At 75.2% G+C, this 18,345-nt stretch carries 16 protein-coding genes and 1 pseudogene; 7 read left to right on the forward strand and 10 right to left on the reverse strand.

Annotated features, from left to right (window positions below; all coding sequences use genetic code 11):
- Window positions 1-155: 155 nt before the first annotated feature.
- The gene (locus ACFXHB_RS20485) at window positions 156-917 is read left to right on the forward strand and encodes an alpha/beta hydrolase (protein WP_380576003.1); all 762 of its coding nucleotides are present in this window, start codon (window positions 156-158) and stop codon (window positions 915-917) included.
- Between the two features lie 117 nt (window positions 918-1,034).
- Here ACFXHB_RS20485 and ACFXHB_RS20490 read toward each other — a convergent pair whose 3' ends face one another.
- From ACFXHB_RS20490 to nirB, 6 genes and pseudogenes are all read right to left on the reverse strand, one after another.
- The gene (locus ACFXHB_RS20490; protein ID WP_380576004.1) at window positions 1,035-1,424 is read right to left on the reverse strand and encodes a hypothetical protein; all 390 of its coding nucleotides are present in this window, start codon (window positions 1,422-1,424) and stop codon (window positions 1,035-1,037) included.
- Between the two features lie 5 nt (window positions 1,425-1,429).
- Window positions 1,430-2,029: a universal stress protein gene (locus ACFXHB_RS20495; RefSeq protein ID WP_380576005.1), complete on the reverse strand. Its 600-nt coding sequence runs from the start codon at window positions 2,027-2,029 to the stop codon at window positions 1,430-1,432.
- A gap of 231 nt (window positions 2,030-2,260) precedes the next feature.
- The gene (locus ACFXHB_RS20500) at window positions 2,261-2,932 is read right to left on the reverse strand and encodes a TetR/AcrR family transcriptional regulator (protein ID WP_380576006.1); all 672 of its coding nucleotides are present in this window, start codon (window positions 2,930-2,932) and stop codon (window positions 2,261-2,263) included.
- A 138-nt stretch (window positions 2,933-3,070) separates the two neighbouring features.
- On the reverse strand, window positions 3,071-4,429 hold the full coding sequence (locus tag ACFXHB_RS20505; protein ID WP_380576007.1) for a nitrate/nitrite transporter: 1,359 nt from the start codon (window positions 4,427-4,429) through the stop codon (window positions 3,071-3,073).
- A gap of 164 nt (window positions 4,430-4,593) precedes the next feature.
- Window positions 4,594-4,878: pseudogene (gene nirD / locus ACFXHB_RS20510) on the reverse strand (nitrite reductase small subunit NirD); the annotation flags it as partial.
- Window positions 4,875-7,469 (reverse strand): nitrite reductase large subunit NirB, encoded by a 2,595-nt coding sequence (nirB, locus tag ACFXHB_RS20515; protein WP_380576008.1) that lies wholly within the window; start codon window positions 7,467-7,469, stop codon window positions 4,875-4,877. The gene nirB and the pseudogene nirD, both read right to left, overlap by 4 nt.
- A 454-nt stretch (window positions 7,470-7,923) precedes the next feature.
- Between nirB and ACFXHB_RS20520 the strand changes: the two genes are divergently transcribed.
- Entirely contained in the window at window positions 7,924-9,072 is a 1,149-nt protein-coding gene (locus ACFXHB_RS20520; RefSeq protein WP_380576009.1) for a uroporphyrinogen-III synthase, read from the forward strand.
- 104 nt (window positions 9,073-9,176) lie between these two features.
- The gene (locus ACFXHB_RS20525; protein WP_380576010.1) at window positions 9,177-9,971 is read left to right on the forward strand and encodes a sirohydrochlorin chelatase; all 795 of its coding nucleotides are present in this window, start codon (window positions 9,177-9,179) and stop codon (window positions 9,969-9,971) included.
- Window positions 9,972-10,002: 31 nt separating this feature from the next.
- Here the strand turns inward: ACFXHB_RS20525 and ACFXHB_RS20530 are convergent, their stop codons facing one another.
- The gene (locus ACFXHB_RS20530) at window positions 10,003-10,398 is read right to left on the reverse strand and encodes a hypothetical protein (protein WP_380576011.1); all 396 of its coding nucleotides are present in this window, start codon (window positions 10,396-10,398) and stop codon (window positions 10,003-10,005) included.
- A 161-nt stretch (window positions 10,399-10,559) separates the two neighbouring features.
- On the opposite strand from ACFXHB_RS20530, the gene ACFXHB_RS20535 reads away from it, so the two are divergent.
- Window positions 10,560-12,098 (forward strand): carboxyl transferase domain-containing protein, encoded by a 1,539-nt coding sequence (locus ACFXHB_RS20535; protein WP_380576012.1) that lies wholly within the window; start codon window positions 10,560-10,562, stop codon window positions 12,096-12,098.
- 87 nt (window positions 12,099-12,185) lie between these two features.
- Here ACFXHB_RS20535 and ACFXHB_RS20540 read toward each other — a convergent pair whose 3' ends face one another.
- Both ACFXHB_RS20540 and ACFXHB_RS20545 read right to left on the reverse strand, forming a co-directional pair.
- Window positions 12,186-13,142, reverse strand: a complete 957-nt coding sequence (locus ACFXHB_RS20540; RefSeq protein ID WP_380576013.1) for a hypothetical protein — start codon at window positions 13,140-13,142, stop codon at window positions 12,186-12,188.
- Complete coding sequence (locus ACFXHB_RS20545; RefSeq protein ID WP_380576014.1) at window positions 13,139-13,672, reverse strand: SigE family RNA polymerase sigma factor; 534 nt, start codon at window positions 13,670-13,672, stop codon at window positions 13,139-13,141. The genes ACFXHB_RS20540 and ACFXHB_RS20545 overlap by 4 nt, the downstream gene beginning before the upstream one ends.
- Window positions 13,673-14,293: 621 nt before the next feature.
- Between ACFXHB_RS20545 and ACFXHB_RS20550 the strand changes: the two genes are divergently transcribed.
- Window positions 14,294-15,100 carry a methyltransferase domain-containing protein gene (locus ACFXHB_RS20550; RefSeq protein WP_380576033.1) on the forward strand — a complete coding sequence of 269 codons (807 nt, stop codon included), beginning with the start codon at window positions 14,294-14,296 and terminating at the stop codon, window positions 15,098-15,100.
- Between the two features lie 21 nt (window positions 15,101-15,121).
- Here the strand turns inward: ACFXHB_RS20550 and ACFXHB_RS20555 are convergent, their stop codons facing one another.
- Window positions 15,122-16,147: a helix-turn-helix transcriptional regulator gene (locus ACFXHB_RS20555; RefSeq protein WP_380576015.1), complete on the reverse strand. Its 1,026-nt coding sequence runs from the start codon at window positions 16,145-16,147 to the stop codon at window positions 15,122-15,124.
- A 99-nt stretch (window positions 16,148-16,246) separates the two neighbouring features.
- Between ACFXHB_RS20555 and ACFXHB_RS20560 the strand changes: the two genes are divergently transcribed.
- Window positions 16,247-17,041, forward strand: a complete 795-nt coding sequence (locus ACFXHB_RS20560) for an NAD(P)H-dependent oxidoreductase (protein WP_380576016.1) — start codon at window positions 16,247-16,249, stop codon at window positions 17,039-17,041.
- Between the two features lie 597 nt (window positions 17,042-17,638).
- The gene (locus ACFXHB_RS20565) at window positions 17,639-18,013 is read left to right on the forward strand and encodes a transglycosylase SLT domain-containing protein (RefSeq protein WP_380576017.1); all 375 of its coding nucleotides are present in this window, start codon (window positions 17,639-17,641) and stop codon (window positions 18,011-18,013) included.
- The last annotated feature ends 332 nt before the right edge of the window (window positions 18,014-18,345 follow it).

The raw sequence follows: 18,345 nt of genomic DNA on the forward strand, positions 1-18,345 counted from the left end.
TTGGAGCGCCAGGCCCGGGTCGAACGGACTCTCCCTACTGAAAGTAGGACGTGCTCCGGTAGCACCACTGACGCCTGACGAGAGATCATCTCCCTCGCGACAGGAAGTACAGTACCAGCTCGGAGACACCTTCCCGAACCCGAGGAGAATCCCGGATGACCGGTCCGCACCGCACCGCGCCCGAGGCCGTCGAGTACGCCCCCGGCCATCTGATGGACATCCACCGCCCGGCCGGAGCCGACGGACCGGCGCCCGTCGTCCTGCTCTGGCACGGGCGGGGCCCGGAGGAGCGGGACGTCCTGCGACCGCTCGCCCAGGAGGCGGCCGGGCTGGGGCTGCTGGTGCTCGTCCCCGACTGGCGCTCGGACCAGGAGGACGGCGGCCGGGCACGCCTGTTGGCGTCCTTCGCGTACGCCCGCCGGGAGGCGCCCGCGCTGGGCGGCGATCCGGCCCGCTTCGTGCTGGCCGGCTGGTCGTTGGGCGGGCGCGAGGCCGTCGCCCTGGCCACCCACCCGGACACCCCCGAGGAGACCCGGCCGTCGGCGGCGGTCGGCATCGCCTCCGCCTACACCCGACCCGCCGTCACCACGGGCGACGCGCCGTTGCCGTACCTCGCCGAACACCCCTCCCCCGTCCCGGTCTGGCTGGTGCACGGCACCGCCGACGACCTGGTGCCGGCGCAGGCGACGCGGGAGCTGCACAGCGCGCTGGAGCGGCAGGGCTCACCGGTCCGTCTGCTGGAGCCGGCGACCGACCACGCCGGTGTGGTGCTGACCGAGTACGACCCGGCAATCCAGCGCTGCCGCCGCGCCGAGGCGGAGCACGCGGTGCGGGCCGGCCGCCTGAGCGCCCGGGTGCTGGCGGAGGCGGCCGGGATCGGCGTGACGACCCCGGCCGCCGTCCTGCCCACCGGCTGACCCACTCGGCCGGCTCGGCCGGCCGCGCCGGTACGGCCCCGCCCTGCCTCGCGGGGAGGTCGGCAGGCCACCGGGGCCCGGGCGGCGACCCGGAGGACACCGCGCCCCGGCCCGGGTTCAGGCCGTCCGGTGTCGGCGGCCACGGTCGCGCGGGGCCGACAGGGCCGGGCGCGGAAGGCTGCCGGGGAGGGCGAGGAGCAGGGCGGGGACGGCGAGGACCAGGAACCGGACGGCCTCGGTGGAGAGGCCGGACCAGCCGAGGACGCCGTGGCGGTGTTCGACGAAGCCGTTGTGGAAGAGCCAGGCCGCGAAGCCGATCAGCGGTGCGGCGACCGGACGGGAGGACCGGCCGAGGGCCGCGCAGAGGGCGGCGTAGGCGGCCAGCGGGACCGGGCCGGGCCGCAGTTCGCCGAGCACGGCGAGCGCGGGGAGCAGCGCGCCGGAGGCGAGCAGGGCGACCGCCGCGGACATCGCCGGCGACAGGCGGTCGGGGCGGGTCGGCGCCATCACCGTCACCTCCCGACGGTGAGCGGCCGCACGCGGACGTGGTGATGGCGTTCGAGGGCTTCGAGTTCGCGCTGGAGCGGCGGCTTCGGCACCGCGAGGACGGGACAGCCGGCGTGCCGGACGCAGTACGACGTCACCGACGGGCGCAGGGCGCGGGCGAGCGCTCCCCGGCTGCCGGCACCGAGGACGAGCAGGTCGTCGACGCGGTCGGCGGAGCGGACCAGTGCCTGGCCGGTCTCGCCCCGGACGGCCTGGCAGCGCAGCCGGACCCCGGCCCGGCCGCCGCCGAAGGCCTCGTCCAGGGCCTGCCGCAACCGGGCGGCGGCCGCGTCCCGGCAGGCGGTGAGCAGGGGCGGGCAGGGGGACCGGCGGTAGCCGAACTCGCCGCCGGCCGGCGTCCAGCAGAGCACCGCGAGCACCTCGGCGTCGGTGCGGCGGGCCTCGGCGACGGCGCGGTGCAGGGCGGCGAGGCTGCCCAGCGAGCCGCTGACCCCGACCACGACGCGGCCGCTCCCGTTCGGCGCGCCGAACGGCTCGGCCCCGTGTCCGTCGCCCGCTTCCTCCGTCGGTCCGTCCTCGTGCTGACCGGCGCCGTTGTCCGCCATGGCGCTACCCGTCCTTCCGGCTGGTGCTGATGCGTTGTCGGATTCAGCAAAGCCGGGCGGCCGGGGAGGACGCGGTTCGTTGACGGAGCTCTGACGCGCGCTGGGGGGATCCGTACGCGGTCCTGACGGTCCTGACGGTCCCGACCGTCCCGGCGGTCCTGGCGGTGCGCGCGGAGTGCCGGTGACGGGGGCCGGTGGGCGCGCGGGCGGCGGGTCCTCGGGCGCCTCGGGTCAGACGGCCGGGCCGGCCGCCTCCCAGAGGCCGGCGAACATCCTGTCCAGGTGCTCCTCACCGATCGGCGGGACCGGCAGCGGGTGGGTGGCCCGGGTGCGGAAACCGTCGAGGAGGAGGGCGAGGTAGCGGCGCCAGAGGTCGGGGCGCAACTCGGTGGTGGCGGGCAGGGCCCGGCAGAGCGGGCCGAGCATGAAGAGCAGGTCCATGGTGACGACGTCGGGGCGCATGGTGCCCTGCTCCTGCGCCCGGGCCACCAGCGTGCCGACCGTCACCGCGTTCTGCCGGCTGATCCCGGTCATCGCGGGTGTGCTGGGGATGGCCTGGGTGACCAGGTCGTTGATCCCCCGGTCGGCGGCGACCAGCTCGAAGATCCGCTCGAAGTAGCGCTCGATCGCGGCCCAGGCGTCCTCGGCGGCCAGTGCCTCCTGCGCCGCGTCCCCGATCAGCGTGGCGGCGTCGGCGAAGACCTCGCCGACCAGCGCCTCGCGGGTCGGGAAGTGCCGGTACAGCGTCGCGTTGCCGACCCCGGCCTCCTTGGCGATCTGGTCCAGCGGGACGTCCAGACCGTGCCGGGAGAAGAGCTCGCGGGCGGCGGCCAGCAGCAGGTCACGGTTGCGCTGCGCGTCGCGGCGCAACCGGCCGGGGGGGCTCGCACTGCTCGATGCCATGGGAGGACCCTAGCAATCGGCGCGCGCCGCCCCGGACCGGTTCGGGGCGGTTCGTCCCCTGCCCCGAACCGGTCCGGCCGACACGGCCCGACGCGGCCCCGGGCGCCGTCCGCACCCGGGGCCGGCCCCGGCCGCCGGTCAGCGCGCGCGTGCCCCGCGCAACCAGACCGCCCAGGTCAGCACCGAGCAGCACAGGTACGCCGCGAGAAAGGCCAGGTACGCCGCATCGCCGTTGTGGGTGGTGAGGAAGGACTGCCGGAAGGCCAGATTGACCAGCACCCCGCCGAACGCCCCCACCGCACCGGCCAGTCCGATCAGCGCGGCCGACCGGCGGCGCGAGTCGGCCTCGGCGCTGTGCGGGTCGGCGCCCGCCGCGACCTCCGCGCGGGCCCGGTCCCGGTAGTGCGCCGGGATCATCTTGTAGGTCGAGCCGTTGCCGATGCCGCTCAGCACGAAGAGCAGGATGAAGCCGGCCAGGAAGAACGGGAGCGAGCCGGCCCGGGAGGCGCCCAGCACGACGGTCGTCCCGGCGCTCATCGCGACGAAGGTGACCAGGGTGACCCGCGCACCGCCCCAACGGTCGGCCAGCCGCCCGCCGACCGGCCGCAGCAGCGAGCCCAGCAGCGGACCGAGGAAGGTCAGCGCGGCGGCCTTGATCGGGGTGTCGAAGCGGTCGTGGAACTGGACCTGGAGCACCTGGCCGAAGGCGAAACCGAAGCCGATGAACGAACCGAAGGTGCCGATGTACAGGGTGGAGACCGCCCACCCGTACGGGTCGCGGGCCACCTCACGCAGGGCGCGGCCCTCGCCGCGCGGCGGGGCGGGGAGGTTGTCCATCCGCCACCAGGCGCCGGCCGCGGCCAGCACGATCAGCGGCAGGTAGAGCAGTGGCAGCAGCCGGGGGTGGGCCGCGCCCGCGGTCGCGAGCACCAGCAGACCGAGCAGTTGCGCCGCCGGGACGCCCAGGTTGCCGCCGCCGGCGTTGACGCCGAGCGCCCAGCCCTTGAGGCGGTGCGGGTAGAAGGCGTTGATGTTGGCCATCGAGGAGGCGAAGTTGCCGCCGCCGACCCCGGCGACGCAGGCGACCGCGAGCAGCGTGCCGTAGTGGACGCCCGGGGTCAGCACCAGGGCCGCGAGCGCGGTGGGCACGAGCAGCAGCAGCGCGCTGGCCACCGTCCAGTTCCGGCCGCCGAACCGGGCCACCGCGAAGGTGTACGGCAGGCGCAGCGCAGCGCCGAGCGCGGTCGGCAGCGCGGTCAGGGTGAACTTGCCGGCCGGGTCGATGTGGTACTCGGGGCCGAGGAAGAGCACCAGCACCGACCAGAGGCTCCAGATGGAGAACCCGATGTGTTCGGAGACCACCGAGTACACCAGGTTGCGCCGGGCGATCCGGGCGCCGGTCCGCTCCCAGAACGCGGTGTCCTCCGGGTCCCAAGCGGTGAGAGCGGCCGGCGTGGCTCTGCCGCCGGGGGGTTCGGTGTCGATGACGGCGCTCATGCCGTGTGCTCCTTCGTGGTGGCCGGCGTGGTGGTGCGCGAGGTGGTGCGCGAGGTGGTGCGCGCGGTGGCGGATCCGGCGGCCGGCGTGGCGGTGCCGGCGGCCGGCCTCGGGGTCCTGCGGACCGGCCAGAGCCTGAGTACGGCGGGGGTGCCGTCGGGGGCGCTCTCCTCGTCGAGGCAGCGTCCGTCGGTCAGGTCGAAGACCTGCTTGTACATCGGGGACGCCAGGGTGGGCCGGTCGCCGCGGCTGCCGAGCAGACCGCGGGAGAGCACCTGGGCGCCACTGAACGGATCCCGGTTGTCGACGGCGTGCAGGGCGCCGGCGCGGTCCCGGAAGACGGCCACCTGCGCGCCGTCGAGCAGGACGGCGACGCCGCGCCCGGGTTGCAGGTCGTCGAGGGTGCAGACGGGTCGCCAGCGGCTGCCGTCGTGGATTTCCACGGTCACGGGGTGAGCACCTCCAGTCGGGGCCCGGCCACCAGGACCGGAAGGGGGGTGGTGAGGACCCGGCCGTCCTCACCGGGGCGGGCGGGACGGATCTGGCCGCGCTCGGGGACGAAGGTGACGGCCGGGTCCGCGGTGCCGGGGGCGTTGACGAAGGAGGTGAAGCGCCGCAGCCGGCCGGGGTCGGCCAGGGTGGCGGCCCATTCGTCCTGGTAATCCTCGACATGACGGAGCATCATCGCATCGAGTTCGGCGGCGATGCCGAGCGAGTCGTCGAGGACCACCGCGCGCAGGTGGTCCAGACCGCCCTCCAGGCGGTCCAGCCAGACCGAGGTGCGCTCCAGGCGGTCGGCGGTGCGGATGTAGAACATCAGGTAGCGGTCGATGGTGCGGATCAGCGTCTCGCGGTCCAGATCGGCGGCCAGCAGGTCGGCGTGGCGGGGCGTCATCCCGCCGTTCCCGCCGACGTAGAGGTTCCAGCCGGCCGAAGTGGCGATCACTCCGAAGTCCTTGCTCTGCGCCTCGGCGCACTCGCGCGCGCAGCCGGACACCGCCGACTTGAGCTTGTGCGGGGAGCGCAGGCCCCGGTAGCGCAGTTCCAGCTCGATCGCGAGGGCGACGGAGTCCTGCACACCGTAGCGGCACCAGGTCTCGCCGACGCAGGACTTCACGGTGCGCAGCGCCTTGCCGTAGGCGTGTCCGGACTCGAAGCCGGCGTCCACCAACCTGGCCCAGATACTCGGGAGTTGGTCCACGCTCGCACCGAAGAGGTCGATCCGCTGCCCGCCGGTGATCTTGGTGTAGAGGCCGTAGTCGCGGGCGATCTCACCGATCGTGATCAGGCCCTCGGGGGTGATCTCGCCGCCGGGCACGCGCGGGACCACGGAGTAGGAGCCGTTGCGCTGGAGGTTGGCGAGGAAGTGGTCGTTGGAGTCCTGCAGCGCGGCCTGCTCGCCGTCCAGGATGTGCCCGCCGCCGAGACTGGCCAGGATGGAGGCGACGACCGGCTTGCACACCTCGCAGCCCTCGCCCCGCCCGTGCCGGTCGAGGAGTTCGGAGAAGCCGGTGATGCCGGTGACCCGGACGATCTCGTACAGCTCGGTGCGGGTCTGCGCGAAGTGCTCGCAGAGGCCGGTCCGGGTGGCGACGCCGGTCGCCGCCAGCTCCTCGGTGACGACGGTGGTGAGCTGCTTGAGGCAGCTCCCGCAGCCGGTACCGGCCCGGGTGCACTTCTTGACGGCGCCGACGCTCTCGCAGCCCTCCTCGTGGACGGCCGCGCGGACGGCGCCCTGGGTGACGTTGTGGCAGGAGCAGAGCACCGCCTCGTCGGGGAGCGCGATCGGCCCGGAGGCCGCGGACCCGGCGGGGAGCACCAGTTGTTCGGGCGGGACGGTCAGCGGCCGGCCGGCCAGCGCGAGCGGGCGCAGGACGCCGTAGGCGTCGGTGTCACCGACCAGGACCCCGCCCAGCAGCGCGCCGTCGGCGCCGATCACCAGCTTGCGGTAGACGCCGAGCCGGCTGTCGCTGTAGAGCACGTCGACGGCGCCCGCCGCGGTGCCGTGCGGATCACCGAAGCTCGCCACGTCCACGCCGAGCAGCTTGAGCTTGGTGGAGGTGTCCGCGCCCGTGAAGCCGTCACCGGGCCGCCCGGCCAGTTCGCGGGCCGCGGTCTCGGCCATCTGGTACCCGGGGGCGACCAGGCCGTAGACCCGGCCGTCGGCCGCCTCGGCGCACTCGCCGATGGCCAGCACGGCCGGGTCGGCCGTGCGGCAGCGCTCGTCGACCACGATGCCGCCGCGGGCGCCGACCGGCAGGCCGCAGTCCCGGGCGAGCCGGTCGCACGGGCGGATACCGGCGGAGAACACCACCAGGTCGGCGGCGAGTTCGCGGCCGTCGGAGAGGGTCAACGCCCTCACCCGGCCCGCGGGCCCGGTCTCGACGGCGTTCGCGGCCGCGCTGGTGTGCACGGTCACGCCGAGATCCTCGATCTTGCGGCGGAGCAGCGCCCCGCCGCCCTCGTCGACCTGGACGGCCATCAGCCGGGGCGCGAACTCCACCACGTGGGTGGTCAGGCCCGTCGCCCGCAGCGCGCCGGCGGCCTCCAGGCCGAGCAGGCCACCGCCGACCACCACCCCGACCGCCGACCGGCCGGCGTCGGCGCGGATCGCGTCCAGGTCCTCGACGGTCCGGTAGACGTGGCAGCCGGCGGCGTCGTGCCCGGGGACGGGCGGCACGAAGGGAACCGAGCCGGTGGCCAGCACCAGGGCGTCGTAGCGCACCTGCCGCCCGGCCCGGGTGGTGACCGTGCGGGCGGCCCGGTCGACGGCGGTGACCGGGTCGCCGAGACGCAGGTCGATGCCGTGCTCGGCCAGGAAGCCGGGCGGGCAGAGGGTGAGGTCCTCGGGTGTCCGGCCGTCGAACAACGAGCTGAGGTGGACGCGGTCGTAGGCGGGGCGCGGCTCCTCGGCGAGGACGGTGACCCGCCAGTGCTCGGCGCCGGGCTGCTCGATCCAGGCCTCCAGGAAGCGCTGGCCGACCATGCCGTGGCCGACCAGGACGAGGTCCCGCGGTCGGTCGGGCGGGTGTGACGTCATCGCGGGACTCCTCGGGTCGTACGCGGGGGGTGCGGGTGGCGAAGGTGCGGGTGGCGAAGGTGCCGGTGGCATGGGCGTGGGTGGCAGTTGCGTGGGTGGCAGTTGCGTGGGTGGCAGTCGCGTGGGTGGCAGTCGCGTGGGTGGCAGTCGCGTGGGTGGCGAAGGCCGGGTGGCGAAGGTGCGAGTGGCGGTGCGGTACCCGTCCGGACCGCGGCCGGTGCGGCGGGTCCCGGCCGGGCCGCTTGCCGCGTACCGTCGTCCTGGCCACGAATCTGACCGGCGGTCGTTTCGCCACCGGGTCCCCCGTGTTGCGCGCCCGGTACGCCTCGCTCACGCCGCCCGGGGTGCGGGGTGCGGGGCAGGACATCAGCCGTAACCGCCGGGCCGGTTTCGCTTACGCCCGGGTGACCGGCGGGCAACCCTGCCGTAACGCGGAGAACGGACCCTTTCGCCCATGACACCCACCCTCACCCCCAGCAGCCCGCGTCCCGGCGCGCCCCCCGGCCCACTCACCGGCTTCACGATCGGGGTGACCGCGGCCCGCCGCCGTGACGAACTGGTCGCCCTGCTCACCCGCCGGGGCGCCCACGTGGTCGAGGCCCCCGTGCTGCGGATCACCCCGCTGGCCGACGACCTCGCGCTGCGCCGGGCCACCGAGCGCTGCCTGACCGCCCCGCTGGACTACGTGGTCGCCACCACCGGTGTCGGCTGGCGCGGTTGGATGAGCGCCGCCGAGGGGTGGGGCCGGGGCGCCGCGCTGGCCGACGCCTGCCGGGACGCGGTGGTGCTCAGCCGCGGCCCGAAGGCGACCGGCGCCGTCCGGGCGAGCGGCCTCGACGAGGGGTTCTCCCCCGACTCCGAGGCGACCGACGAACTGCTCACCTGGCTGCTCGCACGCCCGCTGGCCGGTCGCCGGGTCGCCGTCCAGGAGCACGGCATTCGGCTGGACGCCTTCGCGGCGGCGCTGCGCGAGCGCGGCGCCGAGGTGATCTCCGTCCCGGTCTACCGCTGGGTGGCGCCGGACGACCCGGCTCCGGTGCGCCGGCTGGTCGAGCAGACCGTCCGGCGGCAGATCCACGCGCTCACCTTCACCAGCGCCCCGGCGGTCACCGCCTTCGTGGAGACCGCCACCGCCGAGGGCCTGCGGGAGCCCCTGCTGGACGCCCTGCGGGGCGACGTGCTGCCGGTCTGCGTCGGCGTGCTCTGCGCCCGGCCGTTCGCCGAACTCGGCCTGCCCGTGGCGTTTCCCGAACGCGGCCGGCTGGGCGCGATGGTCCGCTTCCTGGGGGAGGTGCTGCCCGGCCGGGACCGCCGTGAACTCACCCTCGCCGGAAGGCTGTTGACGGTCCAGGGTAACGCCGTACTGGTCGACGGCGAGAGCCACTGGCTGAGCCCGCGCGGCGCCGCCGTCCTGCGGGCGCTCGCCGAGCAACCGGGACGGGTATACAGCCGGGCCGACCTGCTGCGCACCGTCTGGGTCGGCGCGACGGCGGACGAGCACGCGGTCGAGGCGGCGGTCGGCCGGCTGCGGGCCGCGCTCGGACCGCACGGCGGGCTGATCCGCACCGTCCCGAAGCGCGGCTACCGGCTGGCGGCGGGCTGATGCGCCGGGACGCCCCGAGGGACACGCAGGCCCCGAGCGGCACGGACAGCCCCGGGAACGCGCCGGACCGGACCCGCGGTGGCGCCCGCCCGGCGGAACCGCGGGTGCTGACGGGCCGCGCGCCGGGGCCCGTCGCCCGTCCCGTCCTGCTGGCCGTCGCGCACGGCAGCCGGGACCCGGCCGGCGCGGCCACGACCAGGGCACTGCTGGCCCGCGTACGCGCGCTGCGGCCCGAACTCGACGTCCGTTGCTGCTTCCTGGGCCTCGCCGGACCGTCCCTCCCCGAGGCCCTGGACACCCTGTCCGCCGGCGAGCCCGCCGTCCTCGTGCCCCTGCTGCTCGGCGCCGGCTACCACCTGCGGGTGGACATCCCCGACGCCCTGGCCGCCGCCGCACGTCCGCGCGTCCGCCTCGCCCCCGCGCTCGGCCCGAGCCCGTCGCTGGCCGCCGCCCTCGCGGACCGGCTCACCGAGAGCGGCCGGCCCCCGGGCGCGGGCCCGGTGGTGCTCGCCGCCGCCGGCTCCTCCGACCCGGCCGCCGTGGCGGACACCGTGCGCACGGCGCGGCTGCTCGGCCGCCGGCTCGACGACGGCCGGCCGGTCGTCCCCGCCTACCTCTCGGCGGCCCGGCCGACCCCGCGCCAGGCGGTCGAGGCCCTGCACGCGGCCGGCCACCGCCGGGTCTCCGTCGCCACGTACCTGCTCGGCCCCGGCTTCTTCGCCGACCGGGCGGCCGACACCGGCGCCCGCTGGAGCAGCGCCCCGCTCGGCCCGCACGACGCGCTCGCCCGGCTGGTCGCCGACCGCTACGACCGCGCCTGCCCCACCGGCCCCGGTGGGCCCGGTGGCGCGGACCACCGCGCTCCCCACCGGCGGGCGGAGGCCGCCGCGCCGCGGTGAGGCGACGGCGAGGTGTCCGCGCGGCGGCCGCTCAGCCCGGTCCCGCCGCGTCGCGCCGGTCCTCGACATGGACGACGCGCAGGTCGGTGCCGTCCCGATGGCGCTTGGCGCGCCCGAACAGCCCGACCGCGAGCTCCGACCGCTCTGCCGGCTCCACGGGCCCGACGTAGGTGAGGACGTCGGGGTGGTCCCCGGTGACCACCCAGCCCGCCGTGTCCCCGAGGTCGATCACGCCGAAGTCCCCGGCGGAGGAACCGGCACGAACCGGGCCGGCGTCGGCGAGCAGCGTGCGGGCCCGCCCGGCCAGGTCCTCGGCATCGGCCGGGGCCACCAGCACGACGCAGGTACCGTGTTCGAACAGCACCCAGGATTTGGCCCGGTCGGTGATGAGCCGGCGCCAGGTGCCGGCGAGCGCTTCGGTGTCCATGGCCGCCATCATGCCGACGGCCGTCCCGGACCGCGACGGAGTTTCCCCGGCCGCGGAGCTGTCGACCCGGTCACATCCGCACGTCGGTCCGGGACGGGCGGGCGGCCGCTGCGTAGGGTGGATCTTGTCGGTGTGGGCGGCTCGGGCGACGGAGGTGGGCGTTGGGCACCGGAAGTGCGCGGACGGCACGTCAACTCCTTGGTCTGCTGGTGGATCCGGGCACCTTCCGGAGCTGGGACGAGCCGCTCGGGCCGCGGCCCCCGGACGCCGGCTACCGGGCCGCGCTGACCCGGGCGCGCGAACGCAGCGGAGTGGACGAGGCGGTGATCACCGGCGTCGGGCTGATCGCCGGGCGGGAAACGGCCCTGGTCGCGTCCGAGTTCGGGTTCCTCGGCGGGTCGATCGGCGTGGCCACGGCCGAGCGGATCACCCGGGCCGTGGAGCGGGCGACCGCCGGGCGCCTGCCCCTGGTCGCCCTGCCCGTCTCGGGCGGGACACGGATGCAGGAGGGGTCGGCCGCCTTCCTCTGCATGCTGCGGATCACCGCCGCCGTCCAGGCGCACCGCGCGGCCGGCCTCCCCTACCTCACCTATCTGCGCAACCCCACCATGGGCGGCGTGTTCGCGTCCTGGGGAACGCTGGGGCAGCTGGTGTTCGCCGAGCCGCGCGCCCGGCTCGGGTTCCTCGGGCCGCGGGTGTACGAGGAGTTGCGGGGCGTGGAACTGCCCGCCGACGTGCAGCTCGCCGAGACGCTGGCCGAACGCGGGCTGGTGGACGCCGTGGTGGCTCCGGAGGAGCTCCGGGAGGTGCTGCGGCGGACGCTGGCCGTACTGGCCCCGGACGGAGCGGCCACCACACCGGCCGTCGCGGCCGGGACCGGGGCGGCGACCGGGCCGGAGCCCGCACCCGCCGAACCGCCGGACGCCTGGGACTCGGTCCGGCGCACCCGCCGCCCCGACCGGCCGGGGACACGTGAACTCCTGCGCCGGACCACCGACGAGCTGGTGCTGCTGGACGCGCCCGGCGGCCGCGACGGCGCCCTGGTACGGGCCCTCGCGGTGCTGCGGGGGCGACCCGCCCTGGTCGTCGGGCAGCAGCGGCAGGGCCCGGGGCACGAAAGGCCGTTCACCGCCGCCGACCTACGGGCCGTGCGCCGCAGCGCCCGGCTGGCCGAACAACTCGGCCTGCCCCTGGTCACCGTGGTCGACACCGCCGGCGCCGAGCTGTCCGCGGCGGCCGAACTGGACGGCGTCGCCGTCGAGATCGCGCACTGTCTGAGCACACTGCTGGCCCTGCGCACACCGGTGCTGGCGGTCCTGCTCGGCCAGGGCTCGGGCGGCGGCGCCCTCGCCCTGCTGCCCGCCGACCGGGTGCTCGCCGCCGGGCACGCCTGGCTGGCGCCGCTGCCGCCCGAGGGCGCCTCCGCGATCGTCCACCGGGACGGCACGCACGCCGCCGAACTCGCCCGCTCCCAGGGCATCGGCGCCGAGGACCTGAGGGCGGTCGGCCTGGTCGACGTCGTGGTGCCGGAGCTGCCGGACGCGGCCGACGAGCCGGCCGCGTTCTGCGACCGGCTCGGCCGGGAGATCGGCGCCGCGCTCGGCACACTCGCCGCCGTGCCGGAGCCCGAGCGGCTCACCGCCCGTGCCCGACGCCACCGCCGCCTGGGCGACGCGCTCGCCGGGCCGGCGGACGAGTAGCCGAGCCGAGCCGGGCCCCGGGGTGGCCCGGGCGGCGCGGGGTCGGCCTGCCGAAGCCCTGGTCACCCGACCCCGTTCATCGGGCGGTCACTTCAGGAAGTCGGTCGAGTCACCGCCCCGCATCTTCTCGCCGTTGCGGTCGAAGACCTGCCACGACTTCGCCGTCTTGCCCTCCGGCCGGGCCACCGCGATCCAGCGGACCGGGGAGTCCCCCACGGTGACCAGCGGTGGTTCGTACGTCGTGCCGTCCGTCCAGGTCACCGTCACCCGGCCGACGTTGGGGTCGAGGGTCGCCGCCACCACGTCGAGCGGGGCCACGGTGTCGCCCTTGCCCCGGTGACCGACCAGGCCCCCGCTGAGCGTGCCCACCGTGTCGACGGGCGCCGCGGGCGCGGACGGCGCCGGGACACTGCCCTCGGAGTCATGACCGAGACGCACGCCGTCCACCGTGAAGTAGGTGTTGGTGACGTCGTCGTGGGGCTGCCAGTACTGCTGGACGAACGCCTCCGTCGGCGCCGTGAGCGCCGGGTCGACCGCCTGCCGCTCCCGCCAGACGGCCTGGGCCTGCTGGAACGCCTGCTCCTTCGGCGCGAGCGGCCACAGCGCGATCCACAGCTTCCACTCCTTGCCGTCGGCGGTGCCCTGGGCGAGCACCGTCCGGGTCGGGGTGAAGGGGTCGCGCGCCGCCGCGGAGGGCGAGGCCGTGGCGGACGTGTCGGGCGACGGCCCCGCGCCCGTCCCACCGCCGGTCCCGGAGCCGGCCGGGGCGATCGCCCCCACCGAGGCGCCGCCCGCGCCGGTCCCGTTCAGGCCCGCCATCGTGCCGCCGGCCAGCACCACCACCGACCCGAGGGCGACCGCCCCCAGCAGGGTCCGCCGCCGGCGCCGCAGCCGGCGACCGCCCGCCATGATCTCCGGCACCGGCACCGCCCCGATCGTCGCCCCGGCCGCGGCCTCCGCCAGACCGAGCCCGACCCATACCGCCGTGTCGCCGTCGTCGGCCGCACCCGTGGCGCCCGTCCGGTCGTTGCCGTGCCCGCTCATACCGCACCTCCGACGTGTGTCATGCCCTTGAGTTCCTTCAGCATCGAGACCTCGCGCAGTCGCGCTATCCCCTTCGCCGCCTGACTGCGCACCGCTCCCACCGAACAGCCCATCGCCACGGCGGCCTGGCTGTCGCTCAGGTCCTCCCAGTGGCGCAGCACGACGGCCTCGCGCTGACGCGGCGGCAGGGTGGCGAGCGCGGCCAGCAACGCCGAGCGCTGGTCGGACCGCGCGAAGCCGTCCTCCTCGCCGGCCGTCTCCGGTACGGCGTTGACCAGCAGCTCCGGCAGCCGGCGACGGAACCTGCGGGCGTGCTGGTTCACCAGGATCCGCCGCACATAGGCGTACGGATCATCGGCCCGCCGTACCTTCCCCCAGGCCGCGCAGGCCTTCTCCGCCGCGGACTGCACCAGGTCCTCGGCCGCGTACTGCTCCCCGGCCAACAGGTACGCCGTGCGCAGCAGTCGCGGCCAGGCCCCGACGATGAACGCCTGGAACTCCTCGTCCCGGTCGATCTTCGTATCTCCCATGAGCACCTCCTCACCCTCCTGAGCCCAGCCGCGACCGAAACCGCTTCCTCCGCGGCGAACTCGACGCCCCGGCCCGCACCCTTCTGCGCCGGACGGGCGACACTGACCGGGGTGCCGTCGCGCCGGCGACGGTCGAACGGGCGGCGCGGGCACGGGCACCGGGCGGGGTACTCGGGCTTCCCCCGGGGAGGCGAGCGCGGAGAACCGCCGTCGCCGGCCCGGCCCGACCGGGGCGGCGGTCGTCGAACGGGCGCGGACACCGCGGTCCCTGGGATCTGTCCGACGGATCAGGCGCGCGCGTGATCCGCCGGGTGATCTGCCGCGACCATGGCGGTGAGCTCCGCGGCCGCCGCGGCAACGTCGGATGCCATCCCCACTCCCCATCAGATCGAGATTCTCGCTGGTCGTCCGCCACCCTAGGGGCACGAATCACGGACAGAACCTCCTCCTCGCGGACGGTGCCAGGGATCCGCTGTTGTCGTGTGCGGGACGCGGGTGAGAAATCACAGGCACCGCCGAGGGGTGTCTCGTACCCTCGTCCTCACCAGTTCACCGAACACCACTGAGGATCGTGTGAAGCACGTCGATCTCCACGCCAGGATTCCGTCGCTCGTGAAGGCCATGGCCGCTGCCGACCACAGCCCGGACGTCCAACTGATACAGACGCGCCACCGCGCTTCGGTCGTGAGGAGCTGGGACATCCGGCCCGGATCCACCGTCCTCGAACTGGGCTGCGGGCAGGGCGACATGACCGCCGTCCTCGCGGGGGCCGTCGGACCCGAGGGACGCGTGGTGGCCGTCGATGTCGCCGATCCGACCTATGGGGCGCCCGTCACGCTCGGGGCATCGGCGGCCCGGCTCGCGGCGAGCCCGCTCGGGCCGCGCATTGAGTTTCGCTTGGGCACGGATGTCCGCGACCCGTCGGTCGACTTCTCCTCCGACGCCTTCGACCACGTCGTGCTCGCCCACTGCGCCTGGTACTTCGCCTCACTCGGGCAGCTGCGTGACACGCTGGCCCGGGTACGGCCCTGGGCACGGCGCCTGTGGTTCGCCGAGTGGGACCTGACGCCCTCCTCCGGCGACCAACTGGCGCACCTCCTCTCCGTATTGATCCAAGGCCAGATCGAGGCCGCGGGCTCGCACGGCGAGGGCAACGTCCGCACGCCCTTCTCCCGCGAGGCACTGCTGCGGCTCCTGCCCGAGGCGGGCTGGACAGCGGACGGCAACGGACCGGTCGACACCGACGGACTCCAGGACGCGGACTGGGAGATCACCGCCTGCCTCGACCTGATCACCGGAGGAGAACGGTTGGCCACGTTGTCCGAACCGGTCCGGCGACTCGTCCTCAGCCAGACCGACGCCCTGCGGGCCGTCGCCGCACCGCACGGCAACCGCCCGCTCCCGGCCTATTGGGTCACCGCGCACTGAGCCCTCGGCTGTGGCCGCGGCTCACGACGTCGAGCCGGCGTACTGCTCCACGGCGTCCGGCCGCGCCTCCGGCGGCGCTCCAGTGGCGGCGGTCGAGGCCGCGGCCAGCCTGGCCAGCGCGGCGGCCTCCGGGCTCTCCGGCGCCGCGCTGAACACATGCACGACCAGGCCCGTCTCGGCCGGGGCGGCCGCCACGTGCAGGGTCTCGTAGTCCAGGGTGATCAGCCCCGTCACCGGGTGCCGCAGCTGCTTGCGTCCCGCACCGCACACCACGATCTCTCCGGTGGCCCAGATCCGTCGGAAGTCCGCGCTGCGTGCGGAGAGTTCGGTGATGAGCGCGGCCAGCTCCGCGTCGTCGGGGTAGCTCCCGGCGGAGACCCGCAGCTGGCCCACGGCCTGCCGGGCCCGGTTCTCCCACTCGGGGTGGACGTCCCGGGAGGCGGGGTCGCAGAAGAGGTACCTGGCGTTGTTCGCGTCCCGGCGGCCGGGCACGCCGAGCCCGCCCATCAGCTCGGCGCCCAGGGTGTTCCAGGCCACCACGTCGAGGCGGTGGGTCGTCGCGAAGGCGGGGAAGTCGGTGACGGCGTCCAGGAGCCGCCGCAGCTGCGGGCTGACCCGCGCCTCGGGCGCGGTGCCGCGCCGAGCTCCGGCCAGCGTGGCGAGGTGGCGGCGTTCGGCGCCGTCGAGGCCGAGCGCCCGGGCGAGCGCGTCGAGGACCTCGGGGGACGGCTGGGTGGCCCGGCCCTGTTCGAGACGGACGTAGTAGTCGACGCTGATGCCGGCGAGCTGGGCCAGCTCCTCACGGCGCAGTCCGCGGACCCGCCGGTGACGGCCACCGGCGATGCCGACGTCCTCCGGCGCGACGCGGCCGCGGCGGGCCCGCAGGAACCCGCCGAGCGCGCGCCGGGTGTCGCCGATCCCGTCGACCGCCCCGGCCCCACCGCTGCCGCCGACTCCCCCGCCCGCTCCCCCGGCGGTGCCCCCCGGGCCCGTACCGCCGTCGTTCTCCGTACCGTCCGTGCGCGTCATCCGGTCCACCCCGTTCATGCCGTCCAGTATGGGTGGCCCTCGCGGTACCAGGACCACCGGTCCTCCGGTCGACCAGGGTTCTGGCTGTCCGGCGGCGCCCGGGAGAACGTGTACGACATGACCGAAGCCACGCCGCAGCAGCCGAAGAAGATCCTTGTCGTCAGTGCCCACCCGGAGGCCCGCTCCCTCAACGCCGCGCTCAGCACCTTCGCGGTCGACCACCTGCGCGAGGCGGGGCACGAGGTGCGGGAGTCCGACCTCTACGCGATGAAGTGGAAGGCCGCGCTGGACGCCGACGACTTCCCCGGGCAGGCGCCGGAGGAGCGGCTCCGGGTGATGGCCGACTCGGAGCGGGCCACGCTGGCCGGGCGGTTGTCCCAGGACATCGCGGCGGAGCAGGAGAAGGTGCTCTGGTCGGACGCGGTGATCCTGCAGTTCCCGCTCTGGTGGTTCTCGGTGCCCGCGATCCTGAAGGGCTGGATCGACCGGGTCTTCACCGCCGGGTTCGGCTACGGCCCGGCCGTTCCTCCCCCCTACAGCGAGGGCGTTCTGGCGGGCCGGCGCGCCCTGGTGTCGGTGACGGCGGGCGCCCGGGAGACCTCGCTCCTCGACCGGGGCATCCACGGCCGGCTCGCGGACCTCCTGTACCCCGTCCAACACGGTCTGTTCTGGTTCACCGGCATGGCCCCGCTCGATCCGTTCGCGGTGTACGACGCGAACACCCTGCCCGAGGAGCGGTTCGAGGCCGCCAAGCACGCGTACGGCCGGCGCCTGGACGGGCTCTTCACGGACGAGCCGGTCCCGTTCCGGTCGCTGGTCGGCGGCGACTACGGGCATGACATGCGGCTGCTGCCGGACGTCGAGGCGCCGGGGACGAGCGGCCTGGGCCTCCATCTCCGCCCGCGCGGCTGATCCACTGAGCGGAGGAACGGATGAGCGGAGGAACCGGGGAACAGCTGAGCGGACGGGCGGACGAGCAGCTGACCGGATGACCGGGTGGACGGACGAGCCGGCCGGACCGACGGGGGGCGGCCGGCTCAACTGCCGCGGTGTGGCGCCGCTCTCAGATCGTCTGCACCCGTAGTGGTGCCGGCCGAGCGGTCCGTGACGGACTCCGAGGGGCCGCCGGTGAGTGCGCTCACACGCGGATGGCCACCACGACCGGCGATAGTGCCCCCGGGTAGCCATGCTGCCCGGCCACCCGCACCGGCCATGGGCCCAGGTGGGCGGGCACACCGGAAGCGGCTGCGGCAGGCCCTTCGAATCCACGGCGCCACCCCGTGCTACGACGGTGGATCGTAGCGAGGGGGTCTTGGCGACGGCCGATCCGGTCTGGCAACAATGGCTCAGTCGTCAGCCACTCCGGCACCTGTCCCGCCGGAAGCGGCTTACTGCCGAGTCACGCCCCGCGACCGCTTCGGCCCCTGTCCGGCCAACGGTCGAGGCGGGGCGTGACACCGGCCCAACCCGATTGAGGTCTTCTCCTTCATGCCCGCTTTCAAGCTCCGTATGCGCACTTCCGCTGCTCTTCTTGCCGGCGCCGCCGGTCTGACCGCCCTGGGCGCCGGCCTGGTGCCCGCCACCGCCTCGGCCGCGACCGCCTCCCCGCAGACCATCGCCGCCCAGATCGTGCCGGCCGGCCAGCTCGCCTCGTTCAACCAGATCATCTCCCACGAGTCCAGCTGGAACGTGACCGCGACCAACCCCAGCTCGGGCGCGTACGGCCTGGCCCAGGCGCTGCCGGGCTCCAAGATGGCCACCCACGGCGCGGACTGGAAGACCAACCCGAGCACCCAGATCAAGTGGGCGCTGGACTACATGAACTCCCGCTACGGCAGCCCGAACGGCGCCTGGGCGTTCTGGCAGACCCACCACTGGTACTAAGCCGCGCGTTACCGAGTCTCTGAACCACTGAGCCTCTTCAACGCTGAGCCTCTGAACCGCTGAGCTTCTTCACGCTGAACCCCTGAGCAGACCGGCCGATCGTGCGATCGTCCGATCGCTCGGGCGCCGCCGGGGCTCCGGCTGTCGCGGCCAGACCACTGTCCCCCCTCACCCCGGGGATCGGACAGGGATCACCGGGGTGACCGAGAGGGCCCGTGCACGCGCGATCCGCGGGGGCGGGGCCCCCCGCCCCCAAGCGGGGGGGGCGGGCCCCCCCCCCGGGGGCGGGGGGGGGGGGGTCAGACCCGGCCCCCCCCCCGCGCCCCCCCCGC

It is taken from the genome of Kitasatospora sp. NPDC059327 (genome assembly GCF_042752535.1).
Taxonomy (GTDB): Bacteria; Actinomycetota; Actinomycetes; order Streptomycetales; family Streptomycetaceae; genus Kitasatospora.